The sequence below is a fragment of the Mannheimia glucosida genome (assembly GCF_046267875.1).
Taxonomy (GTDB): domain Bacteria; phylum Pseudomonadota; class Gammaproteobacteria; order Enterobacterales; family Pasteurellaceae; genus Mannheimia; species Mannheimia glucosida.
Genome location: NZ_CP176502.1, coordinates 1,689,932 through 1,709,082, shown reverse-complemented (window position 1 = coordinate 1,709,082; position 19,151 = coordinate 1,689,932). Strand labels below are relative to the sequence as shown.

The 19,151-nt window shown below is 39.8% G+C and carries 13 protein-coding genes; 5 read left to right on the top strand and 8 right to left on the bottom strand.

The window, feature by feature from the left end:
• Window positions 1–188: 188 nt before the first annotated feature.
• Both ACJ7Z2_RS08285 and ACJ7Z2_RS08280 read right to left on the bottom strand, forming a co-directional pair.
• Window positions 189–1,601: a surface lipoprotein assembly modifier gene (locus tag ACJ7Z2_RS08285; protein ID WP_409499982.1), complete on the bottom strand. Its 1,413-nt coding sequence runs from the start codon at window positions 1,599–1,601 to the stop codon at window positions 189–191.
• Between the two features lie 53 nt (window positions 1,602–1,654).
• Window positions 1,655–3,079, bottom strand: coding sequence for a hypothetical protein (locus tag ACJ7Z2_RS08280; protein ID WP_409499981.1), 1,425 nt, complete (start codon window positions 3,077–3,079; stop codon window positions 1,655–1,657).
• A 184-nt stretch (window positions 3,080–3,263) separates the two neighbouring features.
• Here ACJ7Z2_RS08280 and ACJ7Z2_RS08275 point away from each other — a divergent pair, with 184 nt between their 5' ends.
• From ACJ7Z2_RS08275 to nrdB, 3 genes are all read left to right on the top strand, one after another.
• Window positions 3,264–5,612 (top strand): TonB-dependent receptor, encoded by a 2,349-nt coding sequence (locus tag ACJ7Z2_RS08275; RefSeq protein ID WP_409501128.1) that lies wholly within the window; start codon window positions 3,264–3,266, stop codon window positions 5,610–5,612.
• Between the two features lie 356 nt (window positions 5,613–5,968).
• A complete protein-coding gene (nrdA, locus tag ACJ7Z2_RS08270; protein WP_409499980.1) occupies window positions 5,969–8,239 on the top strand; it encodes a class 1a ribonucleoside-diphosphate reductase subunit alpha in 2,271 nt (756 codons plus the stop codon).
• Between the two features lie 26 nt (window positions 8,240–8,265).
• A complete protein-coding gene (gene nrdB, locus ACJ7Z2_RS08265; protein ID WP_409499979.1) occupies window positions 8,266–9,396 on the top strand; it encodes a class Ia ribonucleoside-diphosphate reductase subunit beta in 1,131 nt (376 codons plus the stop codon).
• An 80-nt stretch (window positions 9,397–9,476) separates the two neighbouring features.
• On the opposite strand, the gene ACJ7Z2_RS08260 is transcribed toward nrdB, so the two are convergent.
• The 5 genes from ACJ7Z2_RS08260 to mazG all read right to left on the bottom strand — a co-directional run bounded on the left by ACJ7Z2_RS08260 (window position 9,477) and on the right by mazG (window position 15,319).
• A complete protein-coding gene (locus tag ACJ7Z2_RS08260; RefSeq protein ID WP_409499978.1) occupies window positions 9,477–10,247 on the bottom strand; it encodes a Nif3-like dinuclear metal center hexameric protein in 771 nt (256 codons plus the stop codon).
• An 83-nt stretch (window positions 10,248–10,330) separates the two neighbouring features.
• Entirely contained in the window at window positions 10,331–12,253 is a 1,923-nt protein-coding gene (locus tag ACJ7Z2_RS08255) for a MacB family efflux pump subunit (protein ID WP_409499977.1), read from the bottom strand.
• A gap of 50 nt (window positions 12,254–12,303) precedes the next feature.
• Complete coding sequence (cpxA, locus tag ACJ7Z2_RS08250; protein ID WP_126302025.1) at window positions 12,304–13,692, bottom strand: envelope stress sensor histidine kinase CpxA; 1,389 nt, start codon at window positions 13,690–13,692, stop codon at window positions 12,304–12,306.
• A 60-nt stretch (window positions 13,693–13,752) separates the two neighbouring features.
• Window positions 13,753–14,469, bottom strand: coding sequence for a response regulator (locus tag ACJ7Z2_RS08245; protein ID WP_126302026.1), 717 nt, complete (start codon window positions 14,467–14,469; stop codon window positions 13,753–13,755).
• Window positions 14,470–14,536: 67 nt separating this feature from the next.
• On the bottom strand, window positions 14,537–15,319 hold the full coding sequence (gene mazG / locus ACJ7Z2_RS08240; RefSeq protein WP_409499976.1) for a nucleoside triphosphate pyrophosphohydrolase: 783 nt from the start codon (window positions 15,317–15,319) through the stop codon (window positions 14,537–14,539).
• Window positions 15,320–15,628: 309 nt separating this feature from the next.
• Between mazG and accD the strand changes: the two genes are divergently transcribed.
• Entirely contained in the window at window positions 15,629–16,525 is an 897-nt protein-coding gene (accD, locus tag ACJ7Z2_RS08235; RefSeq protein ID WP_154704347.1) for an acetyl-CoA carboxylase, carboxyltransferase subunit beta, read from the top strand.
• 9 nt (window positions 16,526–16,534) lie between these two features.
• Entirely contained in the window at window positions 16,535–17,836 is a 1,302-nt protein-coding gene (gene folC / locus ACJ7Z2_RS08230) for a bifunctional tetrahydrofolate synthase/dihydrofolate synthase (protein ID WP_409499975.1), read from the top strand.
• Window positions 17,837–17,947: 111 nt separating this feature from the next.
• Here the strand turns inward: folC and ACJ7Z2_RS08225 are convergent, their stop codons facing one another.
• Complete coding sequence (locus tag ACJ7Z2_RS08225) at window positions 17,948–19,144, bottom strand: amino acid aminotransferase (RefSeq protein ID WP_409499974.1); 1,197 nt, start codon at window positions 19,142–19,144, stop codon at window positions 17,948–17,950.
• Window positions 19,145–19,151 lie beyond the last annotated feature (7 nt).

Genomic DNA, 19,151 nt, shown 5'->3' with positions numbered 1-19,151 from the left:
ATATCCACCTTGAGCAATTTTCAGTTCAAGGTGATGACCGGGAGCAGCCATTATTGTTGCAACGGTGGTATATTATTTATACTGAAGGAAAAGAAGCTGCAGTATAGATACAAGCGGTTAAACTTTCTACATTTTTTTGCAATTTGCAAAATTTCTAGGCATTTTAACCGCTTGTTGTTTTTATGGAGCTAGAACCGACTTTCAATAATTAAATTGATGTTTTTATCGGTGTAAGCATAGAGGCTTGGTAGGTTGCTACGGTGTTTAGCGTAGGCAAATTGTAGTTTCGGGGTTAACCCAAGCCAGTGCCAGTCGCGTTTCCAAAGGGTAAGGTTGGCACTTTGTACACGGTCGTGGCGGATTTTGCCAAGATTGAGTTTTCCGCCCAATGTTGCAATGTCTTTATAGCGTCTATCGGTATAGCCAAGCGTGAGGCGACTGGAAAGTTCAAGCATTTTCCATTCTCGTTGCCAGCCGAAGCGTATTGCTTTGGTGTCGGAGCTATATTGTTTTAACTGAGTTTTGTCTCGATTGAAATCAGTGCCGACAAAGAAAAATTGTTGTGGATTGCGTAACCAAAGCAATGTGGCAGAGGCAAGTTTGTAGCTGCCGTTATAAATCGGCAAATCAAAATAACGTTTTTTGCCGTATTCCAATGCGGTGGCGAGTTGCCAATGCGGTGAAAACCATTGTGCGTGTTCAAGTCGAATTCCGTTTGTCCAGCGTTCCGAACGGTGATGTTTCCAGCGTTTTTCATAAAACGGTAACAAGCGGGTGGTTTGGTCGGATTTTTTGTAAGCGTAGCCAAGCAAGGTACGATTAGTGATTTCATCATAATCGTGGTTATCCCAATAAAGTTCGCCTTGGGTTTGATTATCAAAACTCACATAGTGCGAGCCAAACAGGTTGAAATCTCTCTGTAATCCAAACGAGTACTGAACGCCATGTGCGGTTTGGGGCAGCAAATTAGGTTGTTTTACATAACCGGTTTGTTCAATGTTCGGTTGTTTCGAGGTTCGATTAATATTGCCGTCTCGTACATAATTGGCTGAGAAACTGAATTTCCATTCCTGTTTTTTAGCCAGATGTTGCTGATATTGCTCAATTAATGCGTGAACTTTAGGCGGTAGATGTTCGGCTTTTTTGGCTTGTTCAAATTGTGCTTTGGCTTGATTAAGTTGCTGATCGTACAATAGAGCAATCGCTAGCTCAATGCGTACCGTGTTTAGGTTTGGCTGTTTAGCGAGAATGGTTTGAAAGTCATTAATGGCTTTCGGGTAATTACCTTTAAGTAGAGCAATTTTACCTTGTGCATAACGCAATAAAACCGGGTCAATGTGGGTAAAATCCCGATAAATCGCAGTTAATTTTTCCATGTTAGCAAGCCTACGACTATAAATAGCTTGGATAAGTAGCTTTTCGGTCAATAATTGATTAGCACGTAATTCAGTTTCGTTAAAAATAGGCACTGATTTTTCGATCTTGATCCTTTGGGGGGTTGTAGTTGGCTGTGCTGTATGCTCAAGATGAGCAGGTGTCGTATTCGGATCTCGGGCAAAGAGTAGTGTTGGGAAAAATGCCAGTAATGCAATTTTTTTCATTTTTTGTCCTTAAAAATAAAAGGCTGTTGCCAGCCCTTATCAGAAATAAAAGATTAGTTGGCAGATTTAGTCGCACCGAATACGGCGTTGTATTTCAGCTCTTCATTTTCTAACTCAACGCCACCGACTGCATCTTCTAAGTTTGGTCCGGTGAATTCCACGTGGTACTCGCCCTCAAAGCTATCATTACCTTCTACAGTAGCTTCCTCACCAAAGCTAAGGTTACTGTTTACAGTAGAACTTGGGGTAATTTGCGTTTCATTTAAGGAAATTTTACCTAACGTTTTGCTGTTGATTTGACCGCTAAGTTTGCTGTCTTCCCAATTTTCAGCTAAATCTAAATTTAAGGTTACATCTCCGTCAAATTGCGGCAAACTTGCAACTTGTTTGCCTTCTTCGGTGCGAACCACTCTGGCAATAGTTTGTCCTTTATAAGTTGCATTACCGACTAAATTCTCATTCCATTTATCTTCATTGCTAAATACACCATATTCTGCATAAGCATCACCTCTGGTATTCTCGCCTTTTTGCCCAGCCGCTAAATGCACGCTAAATAGATGGCTATCGTTTTCATTGGTAAATAATGCCCCATAGCTTGAATACGGTTGGTTCACATAAAGATAATTGATAGCTTGAGAATCACCTTCTATTTTCTCATCTTCATAAGTGCCACGATGAATACCTAAATGTTTATCCCCTTTTTGATTTAAGTTCTTAAAATAAGAATCTTTATCTCCGGCACCAAGCCCAAAAACAAGTGTATTATTGTATTCTTTTTCAGTATCGCTACTGACAAATGGTGAATTTTCAACAGATTCATCCGTAAAAGAGTCGAAATCTACTTTTTGCATAGCACTTGCATTTACTACGCTTTTTCTCGGGTTTAGGTTTATTACTCGGTACGGGCTACCTTTACTATCTGTATCTATAGGCTTTGCCCCGTCAAAATTAATGTTAGGAGTATTATTGCTTGAGTCCTCTTTATTCTCCTTTTTACTTTTCTCAGCTTCTTTATCTTTATTTACTGTTTCTGTTGGGGTATTTGGTTTATTGCCTTCAGTGACTTTGTCATTATTATCGCTATCGCTTTCTTTGGGGTTAGGTTTATTACTGTCGTTTTCCTTATTCTCGATAGGATTAGGCACCATTTTATCCGGCTGTACTGATGAGTTATCGATTTTTTCAGTAGCAGGTGGTGTATATTCTTTATCTTTTTTACTTGGTTTATTTGTCTCCGTATCAGGTTTTACTGGGTCTTTTGCGTTAGCAGGTTTATCCGGTTGAGGATCGGATTTATTTGGTTGCGCAGACTTTTTCTCTTTGTTATCGGTTTTCTCTTTATCGTTGCCATCAGTAGCTGTTATTTCCTTAGGTGGAGGGCTGTCTGCAACAATAGATGGACCTTGGCTAGATTTACAGCCACTTAAAACAATAGAAACAGCTAAAGCTGCAAGAGTAAGTTTGAATGTAGAACGCATATTTTGTCTCCGTTAGATTAAATCCATAAAATTTTAATGGATATATTTCCTGCTTGGCAATAGGAAAAATGCAAAAACTATAATTTTTTTATGGTTATTGTTGTAAAGACTCATATTTTGCAGTACCTTATTATCCTTAATTTTTTTAAGGAGAAAGATTGTGTTTAAGAGAACAGGATTGGCATTGCTGATTTCGGCTCAATTTAGCCCGCTTGTTTGGGCGGAAAATAACGATGTAGCGGTGTTAGATGAAGTTTCGGTCGTTGGCAGCACCCCAAGTATATCGCAGGGGAGTGAAGTTACCTTGCTAAAAGTCAGTGATAAAATTATTGCAGGTAAGGAATTTAAAAAGCGTTCGGCAACGCTGGGTAATGCGTTGGCGTCAGAATTAGGCGTGCATAGTAACCCGTTTGGTGGCGGAGCGAGTAAGCCGATTATTCGTGGGCAGGAAGGGGCGAGAATTCGCATTTTGCAAAACGGTTCAGACGTGATTGATATGTCGAACCTATCTCCTGATCACGCCGTTGTTGCTGATTCACTGCTTGCCGATCAGGTCGAAATCTTGCGTGGTTCCAGCACCTTGCTTTATGCCAGCAGTTCGCCGGCAGGAATTGTAAATGTGGTAGATAAACGCATTCCGACCGCCATTCCTGAAAAAGGGTATGAGGTTGAACTCAACAGCCGCTTTGATACCGCCGCCAAAGAGAAAGTCGGTGCATTAGGGGCAACCTTTGGCATCGGTAAACACATTGCGGTGCGAGCCGAAGGGCTGACCCGCCATAGTGATAACTACCGTGTACCGGGGATCAACTTAGGCGAGCGCTTAAACTATGTGCCGGATACTTACAATAAATCCAAAGTCGGCACTCTCGGTTTATCCTTTGTCGGTGAACGAGGCTATATTGGTGCGTCATACAGCAAACGGCGGGATAACTATGGCTTGCCGGGGCATAACCATAAATTTGATTTCTGTACCGGTCATATCTACGGCAATAAGCGGGATAAATACGCTTATACCTATCTCTATCCGCATTTGATTGGTGAGGAAAATATTGGGAGCAATCCGCACTTCCACTGTGGAACCAACCACGCCGAAGACGGCACACACAGCCACGATAACCCGTTCGGACACGCCCACGATCACACACATAAAGGCCCTTGGGTGGATTTAGAATCGAAACGGATTGATGTGAAAGCCGAACTGCGCCAGCCGTTTAAAGGGGTGGACAAAATCCGAGCGAGCTATGCCGATGCCGATTACTATCACGATGAAAAAGATGCCGGCGTGTTGGCAACCCGTTACCATAAACAGCTAAAAAAAGATCAGGATTATGGTAAGCCGGTCAATATTTTCAAAAATCGGGGCAAAAATACCCGCTTGGAGATTTATCACGCACCGCTGGGAGGGCTAACCGGTATGTGGGGCGTTCAGTATCAAACTCAAAAAAGCAGTATGAATGCGCCGAAAGATCGTGAAGTGAAATTCCCGCTGGTTGAAAATACCAATAAACAGATCAGCCTGTTTGGGGTTGAGCAGTATATGTGGGATAGTGTTGCCGTTGAGCTTGCCGGACGAATGGAAAAGCAGAAGATTGAGATTGAGTATGATCGCAATGAAATTAAACGGTTACAGGAACATTATCGTATCAGTGGCGGCAAACAGGTTGAGCCAGATCTTTCACCCTATGATGAAACGGCTTATGCCTATTCCGGCACGCTTAACTGGTTCTTCCACCCTGACTATCAGCTTTCGTTTACTGCCTCGCACAATGAACGCTTGCCAACGCCGATGGAGCTGTATTACCACGGGCAGCATATTGCTACTAATTCGTTTGAATACGGCAATAAAGACTTGAAAAAAGAGCAGTCAAATAATGTGGAGTTGGGCTTGGGCTATCAAGCTGAACGTATTGGCTATAAAGTGAGTGTTTATTACAATCACTTTAAAAACTACATCTACAATGAAAATCTTTTCCGTGAAAATCAGCTATTTATGCGCCGTTATAATCAGGCAAAAGCCCGTTTTTACGGGGTAGAAGCCGAGGCAAGCTACCGCTTTAACGACCAATACCAAGCCACGATTTTCGGCGATATGGTACGAGGCTGGCTAACAAATTTACCACCATTGAGAATAAATAGCGATTATAGTGTGTTCAAAGATTATCTGCCGGAAAATGTGGAAAAAGGGAAAGATTATCTTCTATATCGGGCTGACCAAAACACCCCTCGTACACCGCCAATGCGTTTAGGTTTTCGCTTTAATGCGGAATTTACCCCAAATTGGTCGGGGAATTTAGAGCTGATCCGTACATTTACTCAACGCCGTACGAGCCAGCTGGAATATATTACCGAAGGTAATACGATGTTGAATGTCGGGTTGGCGTATAGCAATAAGTGGAAAGAGCTGGATTACAAAATCAGTCTAAACGGCACAAACTTACTGAATCAGCCGGTGTATATCCACACTTCGTATCACCAATTTGTGCCACAAATGGGACGAAATTTTATGTTGGGAATGGAGATGAAATTTTAAGTTCTCGACATAACAAGACAAGCGGTTATTTTTTCTTCAAATTTTGCAAAAAAACGGCTAAAAATAACCGCTTGTTTAAAACTCAGGTATTGGTAATTTGGATAAAATAGTGTTGTTTTTCCTTTCTTGTTATTTTCGGAGCCTACCAAAATTTCCTATTTGTTGTTAAATAAGACAATTAACTTTATCCCTTTATAAAAATATGGTTATTTATAAATAACTTAGCATCTGTCAAGAGAAAAAGTAAAAATTTATTGGTTGATGTTTTGCTTTAAGCACACTATCTTGTGTTTACTTTAATGAAAAAACACAATATGTAGTGTTTTGCTAAGGTATTTTATAAAGGGTTAATAATTATGAATAAAAGTTTAATGGTAACAAAGCGTGATGGCACGCGCGAGCAACTCAATCTAGATAAAATTCATCGTGTGATTACTTGGGCGGCAGAAGGGTTAGAGAATGTTTCTGTTTCACAAGTAGAACTCCGTTCTCACATTCAATTTTATGAAGGTATTCGCACTTCAGATATTCATGAAACTATTATCAAGGCTGCAGCTGATCTAATCACTAAGGATACGCCAGATTATCAATATTTGGCAGCACGCTTGGCGATTTTCCACTTACGCAAAAAAGCTTATGGACAGTTTGAGCCACCGCATTTATATGAGCACGTTAAAAAATTAGTTGCGCTAGGTAAGTATGATGCGGATTTGCTGAGCGACTACACGCCCGAAGAATGGGAGACAATGAATGGATTTATTGATCACTGGCGGGATATGACGTTTTCCTATGCAGCAGTAAAGCAGTTGGAAGGAAAATATTTAGTGCAGAATCGTGTTAGCGGGGAGATTTATGAATCGGCTCAATTCTTGTATTTACTCGTAGCTGCCTGCTTATTTTCCAAGTATCAAGCAGCAAGCCGCTTAGATTATATTCGCCGTTTTTATGATGCGACTTCCACTTTCAAAATTTCTTTGCCAACACCAATTATGGCAGGAGTGCGTACACCTACTCGTCAATTTAGTTCCTGTGTGTTAATTGAGTGTGATGATAGCTTAGACTCCATCAATGCAACCTCTGCTGCAATCGTTAAATATGTTTCACAGCGTGCTGGGATAGGTATTAATGCCGGCGCAATTCGGGCATTAGGTAGCCCTATTCGTGGTGGAGAAGCATTTCATACCGGCTGTATCCCCTTTTATAAACATTTTCAAACTGCAGTAAAGTCTTGCTCTCAAGGTGGTGTTCGCGGTGGAGCGGCTACCGTATATTTCCCGATCTGGCATTTAGAAGCAGAAAGCTTAATGGTATTAAAAAATAACCGTGGTGTGGAGGAAAACCGTGCTCGCCATATGGACTACGGGGTACAGATTAATAAAATGATGTATCAACGTTTAATTAAAGGCGGTGAGATTAGTTTATTTAGCCCATCAGATGTGCCGGGGTTATATGAAGCGTTTTTTGCTGATCAAGCTAAATTTGAGCAACTTTATTTGCAATATGAGCAAGATCCGAGCATTCGGCAACGTAAAGTTAAGGCTGTGGAATTGTTTTCATTATTGATGCAAGAGCGGGCTTCAACAGGGCGAATTTATATTCAGAATGTCGATCATTGTAATACTCATAGCCCATTTGATCCTCGTGTCGCACCGATACGCCAATCGAACCTCTGCTTAGAAATTGCTTTGCCAACTAAGCCACTGGCACATTTTTATGATGAACAAGGGGAAATCGCATTATGTACATTATCGGCATTTAATTTAGGCACACTCAGCAATTTAGATGAGTTAGAAGAATTGGCTGATTTAGTAGTTCGTGCGCTAGATGCCCTATTAGATTATCAAGATTATCCGGTATTAGCTGCACGTAACAGCTCATTAAATCGTCGCGCATTAGGTGTAGGCGTGATTAACTATGCTTACTATTTAGCTAAAAACCAAGTGCGTTATTCCGATGGCAGTGCTAATAATTTAACGCACCGTACCTTTGAAGCGATTCAGTATTATTTATTAAAAGCCTCGATGAATTTAGCCAAAGAACAAGGGGCTTGTGCTTATTTTGATCAAACCACTTATGCCAAAGGGTTACTCCCTATCGATACTTATAAAAAAGAAATTGATGAATTAACTCAAGAACCGCTTCATTATGATTGGGAACAACTACGTCAGGATATTCTGCAATTTGGCTTGCGCAATTCCACTTTAACTGCCTTAATGCCATCGGAGACTTCGTCGCAAATTTCGAATGCCACCAACGGAATTGAACCTCCGCGTGGCTATATTAGTGTTAAAGCATCAAAAGACGGTATTTTAAAGCAGGTTGTGCCGGAGTATGAACGTTTAAAAGCATACTATGAACTGCTTTGGGATATTCCTAATATGGACGGCTATTTGCATTTGGTGGGGATTATGCAGAAATTTGTTGACCAAGCGATTTCGGCGAATACAAATTACGACCCAAACCGCTTTGCAGAAGCTAAAGTACCGATGAAAGTATTATTAAAAGATCTATTAACGGCGTATAAATACGGGTTAAAAACCCTTTACTACCAAAATACCCGTGATGGAGCAGAAGATGCGCAAGACGACTTAGATGAAGGCTGTGCTGGTGGTGCTTGTAAAATTTAATAAGAACAGAAATAAAGGAGAATAAGATGGCATATACTACGTTTTCACAACATAAAAATGATCAACTAAAAGAACCCATGTTTTTTGGACAAAATGTGAATGTGGCGCGTTATGATCAACAAAAATACGAAATTTTTGAAAAACTGATTGAAAAACAACTCTCATTTTTCTGGCGACCGGAAGAAGTGGATGTGTCGCAAGACCGCATTGACTATGCCCAACTGCCTGAACATGAAAAGCACATTTTTATCAGCAATTTAAAATACCAAACCTTGTTGGATTCCATTCAAGGGCGTAGCCCGAATGTGGCGCTTTTGCCATTAGTGTCTATCCCCGAGCTTGAAACCTGGATTGAAACTTGGACATTTAGCGAAACAATTCACAGTCGTTCTTACACACATATCATCCGTAATATTGTCAATGATCCATCAATAGTATTTGATGATATTGTCACAAACGAAGAAATTATTAAGCGTGCCAAAGATATTTCCGCCTATTATGATGATTTGATTCGTGACAGCCAACTCTATAGTTTGTATGGTGAAGGCAGTTATCAGGTTGATGGAAAAACCTGTGAGGTCAGTTTGCATAGTCTAAAAAGACAACTTTATCTCTGTATGATGAGTGTGAATGCGCTTGAAGCAATTCGTTTTTATGTCTCTTTTGCTTGCTCATTTGCCTTTGCGGAACGGCAGCTTATGGAAGGAAATGCCAAAATCATCAAATTTATTGCACGTGATGAAGCATTACATCTTACCGGCACTCAGCATATATTGAATATTATGACCTATGGCAATGATGATCCTGAAATGGCAGAAATTGCACGTGAATGTCGCCAAGAGGCCTACGAGCTTTTTTTAAGTGCAGCTGAACAAGAAAAAGCGTGGGCGGAATACCTGTTTAAAGACGGTTCGATGATAGGGCTAAATCGGGATATTTTGGTGCAATATATTGAATATATCACTAATATTCGGATGCAGGCTGTTGGGTTACCATTGCCATTTAAGGCACGTTCCAACCCCATTCCGTGGATCAATGCATGGCTGGTTTCCGATAATGTACAGGTAGCACCACAAGAAGTGGAAGTCAGTTCTTATTTGGTTGGTCAGATTGATGCTAAAGTAGATAGCCGTGATTTTGGCGATTTTGAACTCTAGACTGTGATAAACAAGCGGTTGATTTTTAGTGATTTTTTGCAAATTGCAAAATTTTCAGGAAATTCAACCGCTTGTATTTTTTATGCAGGGTTATCAATATCAATAAATTCAACATTTAAACCATATTCAACGGCTAACCATTCACCTAAGGCTTTTACGCCGTCTCTTTCTGTGGCGTGATGACCACAGGCGAAATAATAGATGCCTTGTTCACGGGCAGAGTGGGTGGTCTGTTCGGAAATTTCGCCGCTAATAAAGGCATCACAGCCTTTTTCAAAGGCTAAATCAATATAGCCTTGTCCTCCGCCGGAGCAAATCCCGATTGTTTTAATCATTTTTTGTGGGCTATGCACAAATTCATCACATAAAATAACGGTGCGTTGTAACGTTTTTTCGAGTTTTTGTTTTAGTTCATTGGCGGAAATCGGATTTTCTAATTCACCGTACATTGGAATTGAATTAGGTCTGTCTTCTAAACCTTGTAGATTTTTTACGCCTAAATGCTTAGCAAGCTGGGCGTTGTTACCTAGTTCGGGGTGAATATCCAGTGGTAGGTGATAACCAAAGAGATTGATGTCATTCACTAAAAGCTGTTTAATGCGTTTACCTTTCATTCCTCGAATGCACGGGTTTTCACTTTTCCAAAAATAACCGTGGTGGACTAGAATCGCATCGGCGTTTCTCTCAATCGCTTTTTCAATCAGGGGAAGTGTGGCAGTCACACCGGTAATGATTTTTTTGATTTCTATTTTCCCTTCAACTTGCAAGCCATTTGGGGCATAGTCGTTAATGACGGAGCTGTTAAGTTTGGTGTTCAGTATTTGTTCTAGTTCAGTATTGGTTATGGTCATCTTATATCCTTAAAATTGCGTGATGATATGTATGTGGGGGCAAAAAATTTTTTGCCCTACAATGTAACATATATTAGATAGATTTACTCTTGTGCTAGAGCCGTAATCGGATTGAGTCTTGAGGCATTGCGTGCAGGAATGTAGCCAAATACCACACCGATAAGCGTAGAGCAGAGTACGGCAATCACAACCGATTCAGGTGAAAGCATCATTTTAAAATTCGTGCCTAAGGTATTAAATGCCCAAATAATAGCACTTGCGAGCAAAATGCCTATTACACCACCAATCAGGCAAATAACCACCGCTTCAATTAAAAATTGTTGCAAAATATTGCGTTGTTTTGCACCAATCGCCATTCGCACGCCAATTTCTCGGGTTCGCTCAGTGACGGAAACCAACATAATATTCATTACTCCGATACCGCCGACAATCAGCGAAATAAGGGCGATAGAGGAAATCAGCAAGGTCATTGTATTAGTGGTACTGGTAATGGTTTGTTTGATCGTATCACTATTCATAATAAAGAAATCTTTTTTGCCGTGTTTAGCTACCAACAATTCGGTAATACTTTTTTCGGCAGTTTGGCTTTCAATATCATCTTTAATTTTAACCGTGAGTGAATCTATCTGTTTTGCACCTGAAATGCGTTGCATAATAGTGGTATAAGGCGCCCATAAGGTAAGGCTACTTTGGTTCATATTGTTTGACTGTTGCGCCACACCAATAATCTGTAACGGTTTTTTATCCACTAAAATCGTTTTACCTTCAACAGGCTCTGTTAGCCCCAAATCTTTTTGAGTGTTAGGGTCAATGACAATAACCTGTGCCACATTTTTAACTTCCTCAGCACTGAAAAAACGCCCTGAAATCAGCTTTAACCCTTTCACATCAATAAATTGCTCTCCAACACCTCGTACTGAACCGGTTACTGCGGTATTACCATAAATCAATGTGGCACTGACATTGCTTGAAGGAGTAGTGCTTTCCACATAGCTTTGCCGCCCCAACATTAAGGCATCACTGATGGTTAAATTTTTAGTCAGATTGGCTCTTCTATCACCAAAGCCGGTTCCATTCATAATATCCATCGTATTTGTGCCTAGGCTGTTGATATTAGAAAGGATTTGTTGTTGTGAGCCTCTTCCAAGAGCAACTACAGAAATCACGGAGGTAATGCCAATAATAATGCCTAGCATCGTGAGAATTGCCCGCATTTTATGTGCCATAATCGCACTGGTTGCCATTTTGAAGGATTCAAACAGCTGATCCCAAAAGCGAGGCTTTTGTACTGTCGTTTTATTGAGTGCGGTTTCCTGAACATCAGAGCGTTGGCGTTCATCTCGAATGATTTGCCCATCTTTAATTTCAACGACACGGCTGGCTTGGGCAGCAATGTTTGGGTCGTGTGTCACCATAATAATGGTATGACCTTCTTGGTGTAGTTCTCGCAAGATTTCTAGCACAGTTTCGCCACTTTTAGAATCTAATGCACCGGTAGGCTCGTCTGCAAGAATGATTTCACCGCCGTTCATTAAGGCTCGTGCAATGCTGACTCGTTGCTGTTGCCCTCCAGATAACTCATTCGGCTTATGTTGGGTTTTATCTGATAAACCTAACTTCGTTAATAACGTATTAGCTCGCTTTTTGCGTGATGAGCTATCCATTCCGGCATAAATGGCAGGCAGAGCAACATTTTCGTTTGCATTCAAAGCTGAAAGAAGATTATAGCGTTGGAAAATAAACCCAAGCTTGCGTTGGCGTAAATCAGACAGTTCATCTGCAGACATTGTTTGGGTTTCTTTGCCATCAATACGGCAAATGCCTGAACTGGCGGTATCTAAACAGCCAATAATATTCATTAAGGTAGATTTGCCAGAACCTGAAGCACCTATAATTGCGACAAAATCACCCTGTTCAATACTGAGATTGATATTTTTTAAAATATGGGCTTGAGTTTGCCCCAAGCCAAAGTATTTATTGAGATTTTCTATTTCAATTAATTTCATACAAGCGGTTATTTTTCGACTGTTTTTTACAAACGAAATGATCTTTTTCCTTAGGAATGCCAAAGGGGAAGTTTCAGTTCGATTTTCAATCCCCCCATATTACTTTTATCTAAATGAATAGTACCTTGGTGCTGTTGAACTACATTTTGCACAATCGCTAATCCTAGTCCGGTTCCTCCCGTTTCTCTTGCTCTTGCTTCATCTATGCGGTAAAAAGGTTTAAGAATATTTTCATATTCGTTTTCTGGAACCCCTTCGCCATCATCTTCAACTGTGAGAAATAAATGACCATCATCTACATTCATTGAGACCGAAAGCATTTTTTTTGCATATTTTTGGCCGTTTCGGATCAAATTTTCTAAAGCACTGGCCAGTAAATCTACGGCCCCGTTAATAGAATAAGATTCTGGGTTTTTGATATTTTGCTTAATGATAAAAATGATATTATTTTGTGAGGTTTCAAATTTAGCGTCTTCAATTACATTATTCCAAATTTCATCAATTGCAAAAATTTTTTTATGAATTTGATAATTTAATTGTTCACGTGATATGGTTAACAAGTCTTTTATCAATTGGTCTAATTTACCTACTTCTGCTTCAATGCGATCGATTTCTGCCAGACCACAGGTTTTACGGCGTAATATAGCAATAGCGAGTTGTAATCTGGCTAAAGGTGTTTTTAACTCATGAGATATATCCGAAATCATTCTTTGTTGCTGCTGAGTTAAATTTTTTAAGCTTATCACCATATGGTTAAAGCTTTTTCCAACTTCCCCAATTTCATAGATCCATTCTGATTCTAATTTAGGATTAGTTTCCAAATTACCAGAGGCTACCGCATTTGCCGAGATAGTTAATTCTTTAACCGGTTTGGTAATTTTAAAGGATAACCAGATTAATAAAGGAATTCCGGCAAACATAAGTAATACCGCCATAATAAAAGGGGAGTCTAAAATCGTATTAATCCACTCTTTTTGAGCATCTACCGCTTTAATAAAATATTGGTTATAAGTATGGTTTTCGGATTTCACGACAAATGGACCATAGATTTCACTATTTTCAAACCGTCTTTGTAACGGCTCTTCAGTCTGTTGTGATTGATAAATAAAAAACTGCAATGCTTTAATATTACTTTGGTTTACGCCACTTAAATTACCAGTTTTTTTATCTTCTAGGATTACATCAAATCCATTAGATGTTTCAACTGATAAATTTCTATCAAAAACTTCATCTAAATTTAAGCTTTTCTCTGTTTCAAAGCTTTCATTTTTAAAGAAAATTTGGTCTTTTGCAGAAAGGGGAGAAAATTTGCGAGCATCAAATTTATCTAAATTAAATGCAATGGTAATAAATAATATAAGCAATAAACCATACGAGGTCACTAGCTTGTATGCTAAGCGTTTACGAAATTCTAAATATTTTTTAACAAGATTTGACATAATAATAAAAATGCAAAAAATCCCTAAAATATTAACTATTTAGGGATTTAATAAAAGACATTATTCAGTTACTAACAAGTAACCCCGACCTCTTAAGGTTTTAAACCAAGGTAATCCATCTTCCCGTTCGGGTAATTTTTTACGAAGATTAGAAATATGCATATCAATTGCACGATCATAAGGCGTTAAATTTTTCCCTAAAATTTCTAAACTCAATAATTCTCTGGACAAAATCTCCCCTGGGTTTCGCATTAACATTTGTAATAATGCAAATTCAGTCCCCGTTAAATCAAGATCACATCCTTGATAATAAGCCTGCTGACGTCCTGAATGTAATTCAACTCCGGCAAATTGTAATGATTTAGAGATGTTTTCAGTATAATTCTGTTCAGAATGGTCTGTTGAAGCTGGGCGAGAGGTTGTTCTTCGAAGTATCGCTTTCATTCTAGCGACTAGTTCACGATCATTAAAAGGTTTCGGTAAATAATCGTCAGCCCCTAATTCTAAACCTAAGATTCTATCAATTTGATCATCTCTTGCACTTAACATTAAAACGGGTAATGAGTATTTTTGTCGTATACGTTTTAATGTTTCCACGCCATTTAATACCGGCATCATCACATCTAGTAATACTAAATCATATTGATTAGACTCTAACTCATTTAAGCCTTCTAAACCATTATGCACAACTTTCATTTTAAATCCTTCTAATGAAAGTAATTCAGTTAATAGCTCAGTAAACTCAATATCATCATCTATTAATAAGATTTTTGACATAAAATATTTCCTATAAAATTAAAACTAACTTTACAAAGGTAAAAATCATTATAACAATTGATGTAATTTATTCTACCACTTTTATTTTGTGCCAAATTATATCTAATTCTTCTAATTTACATTCTTTTACAGTTCTTCCCGATTTTTTCACAGCTTTTTCAACTTTTCGAAAGCGACGTTCAAATTTTAGATTTGCATTGCGTAAATTTTCTTCAGCATCGGTATGGTAATGACGACATAAATTTACAGTTGCAAATAACAGATCGCCTAATTCTTCAGCAAGTTCGGCGGAGCGAGCCGGATATTGTACGATTTCTGCTTTGACTTCATCGAGTTCTTCTTCGACTTTTGCCAGCACATCGTGCGGATTATCCCAATCGAACCCGACTTTCGCACACCGTTTTTGTAGCTTATTCGCACGGGTGAGGGCAGGCAAGGCGAATGGCAAATCGTCTAAAATCGAGTCTTGATTGCGGTGTTTTTCATCATTCGCTTTTTGAGCTTCCCAACTTTGTAAGGCTTCTTCGCTGTTAGTGGCTTTTACTTCACCAAAAACGTGAGGGTGGCGGTAAATCAGTTTATCGTGAATATCGGTTACTACATCATCAAACGTAAAAGCTCCTTCTTCTTTCGCTAATTGGCTTAAAAAGACCACTTGCAGTAATAAATCACCCAATTCTTCACGCAGAGCAGTGCGATCTTGGGTGTGAATCGCTTCCGCTACCTCATAGGTTTCTTCCAACAAGTGGGGCAACATCGTGTCAAAATTCTGTTTGAGATCCCACGGGCAGCCGTGTTCAGGGTGGCGAAGTTGGTTTACAACATCAAGAAATTGTTCAATGGTTGCCATAGTATTTCCTTTTTACAAGCGGTTATTTTTGATCAAAATTTTGCAAATTCTACCATAGCCCGTACTTTTTCGCTTATAATGCGGAAATTTATTAAGTATGAGCAGAGCAATGGCAGCGGAAAAATTAACCAAAAAACGCTTAATTCAAATTGTGGTGATGTTAATCATTCTTCTGATTGCGTTTTTTTATCGAACTTATACACATAGTTAGTGATCTGATATGTCAATAAAACATATCAAAAACCGATAAATTATGCTTTAATAGCAACCATTTAGTGAACCCAACAACTCAATCCAAAAGGAATAATAATGAGCTGGTTAGACAGAATTTTAGGTAGAGACTCTTCATCATCAAGCAATGCAAAATCAAAAGTGCCGGAAGGTGTATGGACAAAATGCACAAGTTGTGAACAAGTTCTCTATAGCGAAGAATTACAACGCAACCAACAGGTTTGTCCAAAATGCGATCATCATATGCGTATTGATGCCCGCACCCGTTTATTGAATTTGTTAGATAAAGATTCTGCGGTCGAAATCGCTGCCGACTTAGAGCCGGAAGATGTACTGAAATTTAAAGATTTAAAGAAATATAAAGATCGTTTAACTGCCGCGCAAAAACAAACCGGTGAGAAAGATTCTTTTATCGTGCTTGCCGGTACATTGCATAATATGCCGGTGGTTACTGCCTCCTTTAACTTTGAGTTTATGGGCGGCTCAATGGGTTCTGTGGTGGGAGCAAAATTTGTGAAAGCCGCAGAAAAAGCCCTAGCTGAAAAAATTCCGTTTATCTGTTTCTCGGCATCGGGTGGGGCTCGTATGCAAGAGGCGTTATTCTCTTTAATGCAAATGGCAAAAACCAGTGCGATTTTAGCCAAAATGAAAGAGCAGGGCGTGCCGTTTATTTCGGTATTAACCGACCCGACTTTAGGTGGTGTTTCCGCAAGTTTGGCAATGCTGGGCGATGTGAATATTGCTGAACCAAAAGCTCTAATCGGCTTTGCCGGTCCACGAGTAATTGAGCAAACCGTGCGTGAAAAACTGCCTGAAGGTTTCCAACGTGCAGAGTTCTTATTAGAACACGGGGCAGTTGATATGATCGTGCATCGTAAAGAGATGCGTGATACCCTTGCCCGCCTGTGTGCAAAATTAACCAATCAGCCAACACCGTTTAAAGTGGCGGAATTGATTGTAGAAAATGCAGAATAAAATATCTGAATGAATACATTAAGCATACCTAAAGCCACGGATTCTTTGGAAACGTGGCTTTCCTATTTAGAACACGCTCATTCTAAACCGATTGATATGGGCTTAGATCGTATTCGTAAGGTTGCAACAGAGCTGGATTTACTCAAGCCTGCCCCTTATGTGATTACCGTTGCAGGCACCAACGGCAAGGGTTCGACCTGCCGTTTATTAGAAGTTACCTTATTAAAAGCCGGTTTTCGGGTTGGGGTTTACTCTTCACCGCACTTAATTCACTACCATGAACGGGTGCGAATTAACGGCGAAGTATTACCTGATGCCGACCACGTCCAAGCATTTGCAAAAATTAATGCAAAAAAGACCGCTTCACTCACTTATTTTGAGTTTAGTACGCTGTCTGCATTTGAGCTATTCAAACAAAATCAGCTCGATATTGTGATTTTAGAGGTCGGGTTAGGTGGGCGGTTAGATGCAACCAATATCATTGCTCCAAACCTTGCTGTGATTACCTCGATTGATATCGACCACGTTGCGTTTTTAGGCGATAATCGTGAAGATATCGGGCGTGAAAAAGCCGGTATTTTCCGTGAAAATATTCCGGTTGTCATCGGCGAGCCTGATTGCCCTAATTCGATGAAACAGATTGCGAATTCGTTAAATTGTCACGCTTTTTACCGAGGTAAAGACTGGCAATTTGAAATTAAACATAATCTGTTTCATTGGTATTCTAAAGAAAAATCCTTTACAGATTTACCAATGCCGCTTATTCCGATTCCAAACGCCGGCACCGCATTGGCTGTGTTAATGAAACTGCCATTTGAAATTGATGAAGAAATTATTCGACAAGCCTTAAATGAAGCTCAAATGACAGGGCGTTTTCAAACACTGACGGATAGCGATTTTGCTCATTTTTCTCAACCTAAACCGGCTGCAAAAGTAATTATTGATGTAGGGCATAACCCACACGCAGCACGTTATTTAGCAGATAAACTTGCAGAATTAAAGCAAGTAAATCAGAAAATCTATGCGGTATTTAGTGCATTAGAAGATAAGGATTTGTCTGGCATTGTCGAGCCATTAGCGAATATTATTGATGAATGGCATTGTGCAGGGCTAGATTGTTGGCGTGGGCAAACAGGCGAGGCAGTGTTAGCGAAATTGGTAAAAGTTTTGCCAAATTCAACCGCTTGTTGCTATGAAAATGTGGCACAAGCAAGCCGAGTATTGTTTGAAACAGCCAACGAAAATGATATTGTGCTGGTGTTCGGCTCATTTCATACGGTAGCAGATTTTATGCTTTGGCTGGAAACGTAAAAATTGATGGTGCAAGCGTCCACGCTTGTACCTAAAAAAGATAAAAGAGAGGCACAAGCGTGGACGCTTGCGCCATCTATCAATCCTTATCTTCAGTTCTTTAACGTGTGATTAAAGCACTTTCACAATCGCATCGGCAAGGGCATCAATGTTTTTGCTGGTAATACCTGCCACATTGATTCTACCTGAACGCACAGCATAAATTGCAAACTCATCTTTTAACTTATCCACTTGCTCCGGTGTTAAGCCACTAAATGAGAACATACCATTTTGCTCGGTAATGAAAGAGAAGTCTTTGTTTGCCCCTTTTTCTTTTAATTTCTGCACTAATTGGCTACGCATTTCTTTAATGCGGTTACGCATTTCATCTAATTCCGCAATCCATTGTACTTTAAGGTCAGGATCAGCCAATGCAACTGCTACTGCACTTGCCCCGTGAGCAGATGGGTTAGAGTAAAGTACACGAATAATCGATTTGATTTGGGTGAAGGCACGGTTAGCATCATCTGCATTATCTGCAATTAGGGTAAATGCACCAACACGCTCGTTATATAACCCAAAGTTTTTCGAGAATGAGCTTGCGACCAACAATTCACGGTTATTTTTCACAAAGGCTCGTAAACCGTAAGCATCTTCCTCTAAACCATTTGCAAAGCCTTGGTAAGCAAAGTCAAATAACGGCAACCAGCCTTTTTCGGCAGATAATGCCGCTAACTGTTCCCATTGCGCCGGTGTTGGGTCAATTCCGGTCGGGTTGTGGCAGCAACCGTGTAATAATACGACATCACCAGCTTCCGCTTGGCTTAAATCGGCAATTAAATTTTCCCAATCTAAACCGTTAGTCTCTTTATTGTAGTAGCGATAGCCTTTTACATTCACGCCTACCGCATCAAAAATACCGTTATGGTTTGGCCAAGTTGGGGTGGAAATCCACACATTTTTCGCATTCGTATGACGTTTGATAAATTCCGCCGCAATGCGTAATGCCCCTGTGCCACCCAAACTTTGTGCAGTTTTGGCACGACCTGAGGTAATTACTTCAGCCCCTTCGCCAAATAATAACGCTTGCGTTGCCGCATTGAATGCTTGAACACCGTCAATGGTTAAATAATTTTTACTGTTTTCCGTCTCTAATAAACGTTTTTCGGCTTCTTTTACCGCTTTGACAATCGGGGTTTTGCCTTCATCGGTCATATAAACACCGATACCAAGGTTGATTTTACCTTCACGGCTATCTGCTTTAAACGCTTCGCCTAAGCCTAAAATTGGGTCTGCCGGAGCAGCTTGAATGTGACTAAACATTGACATTGGAGTT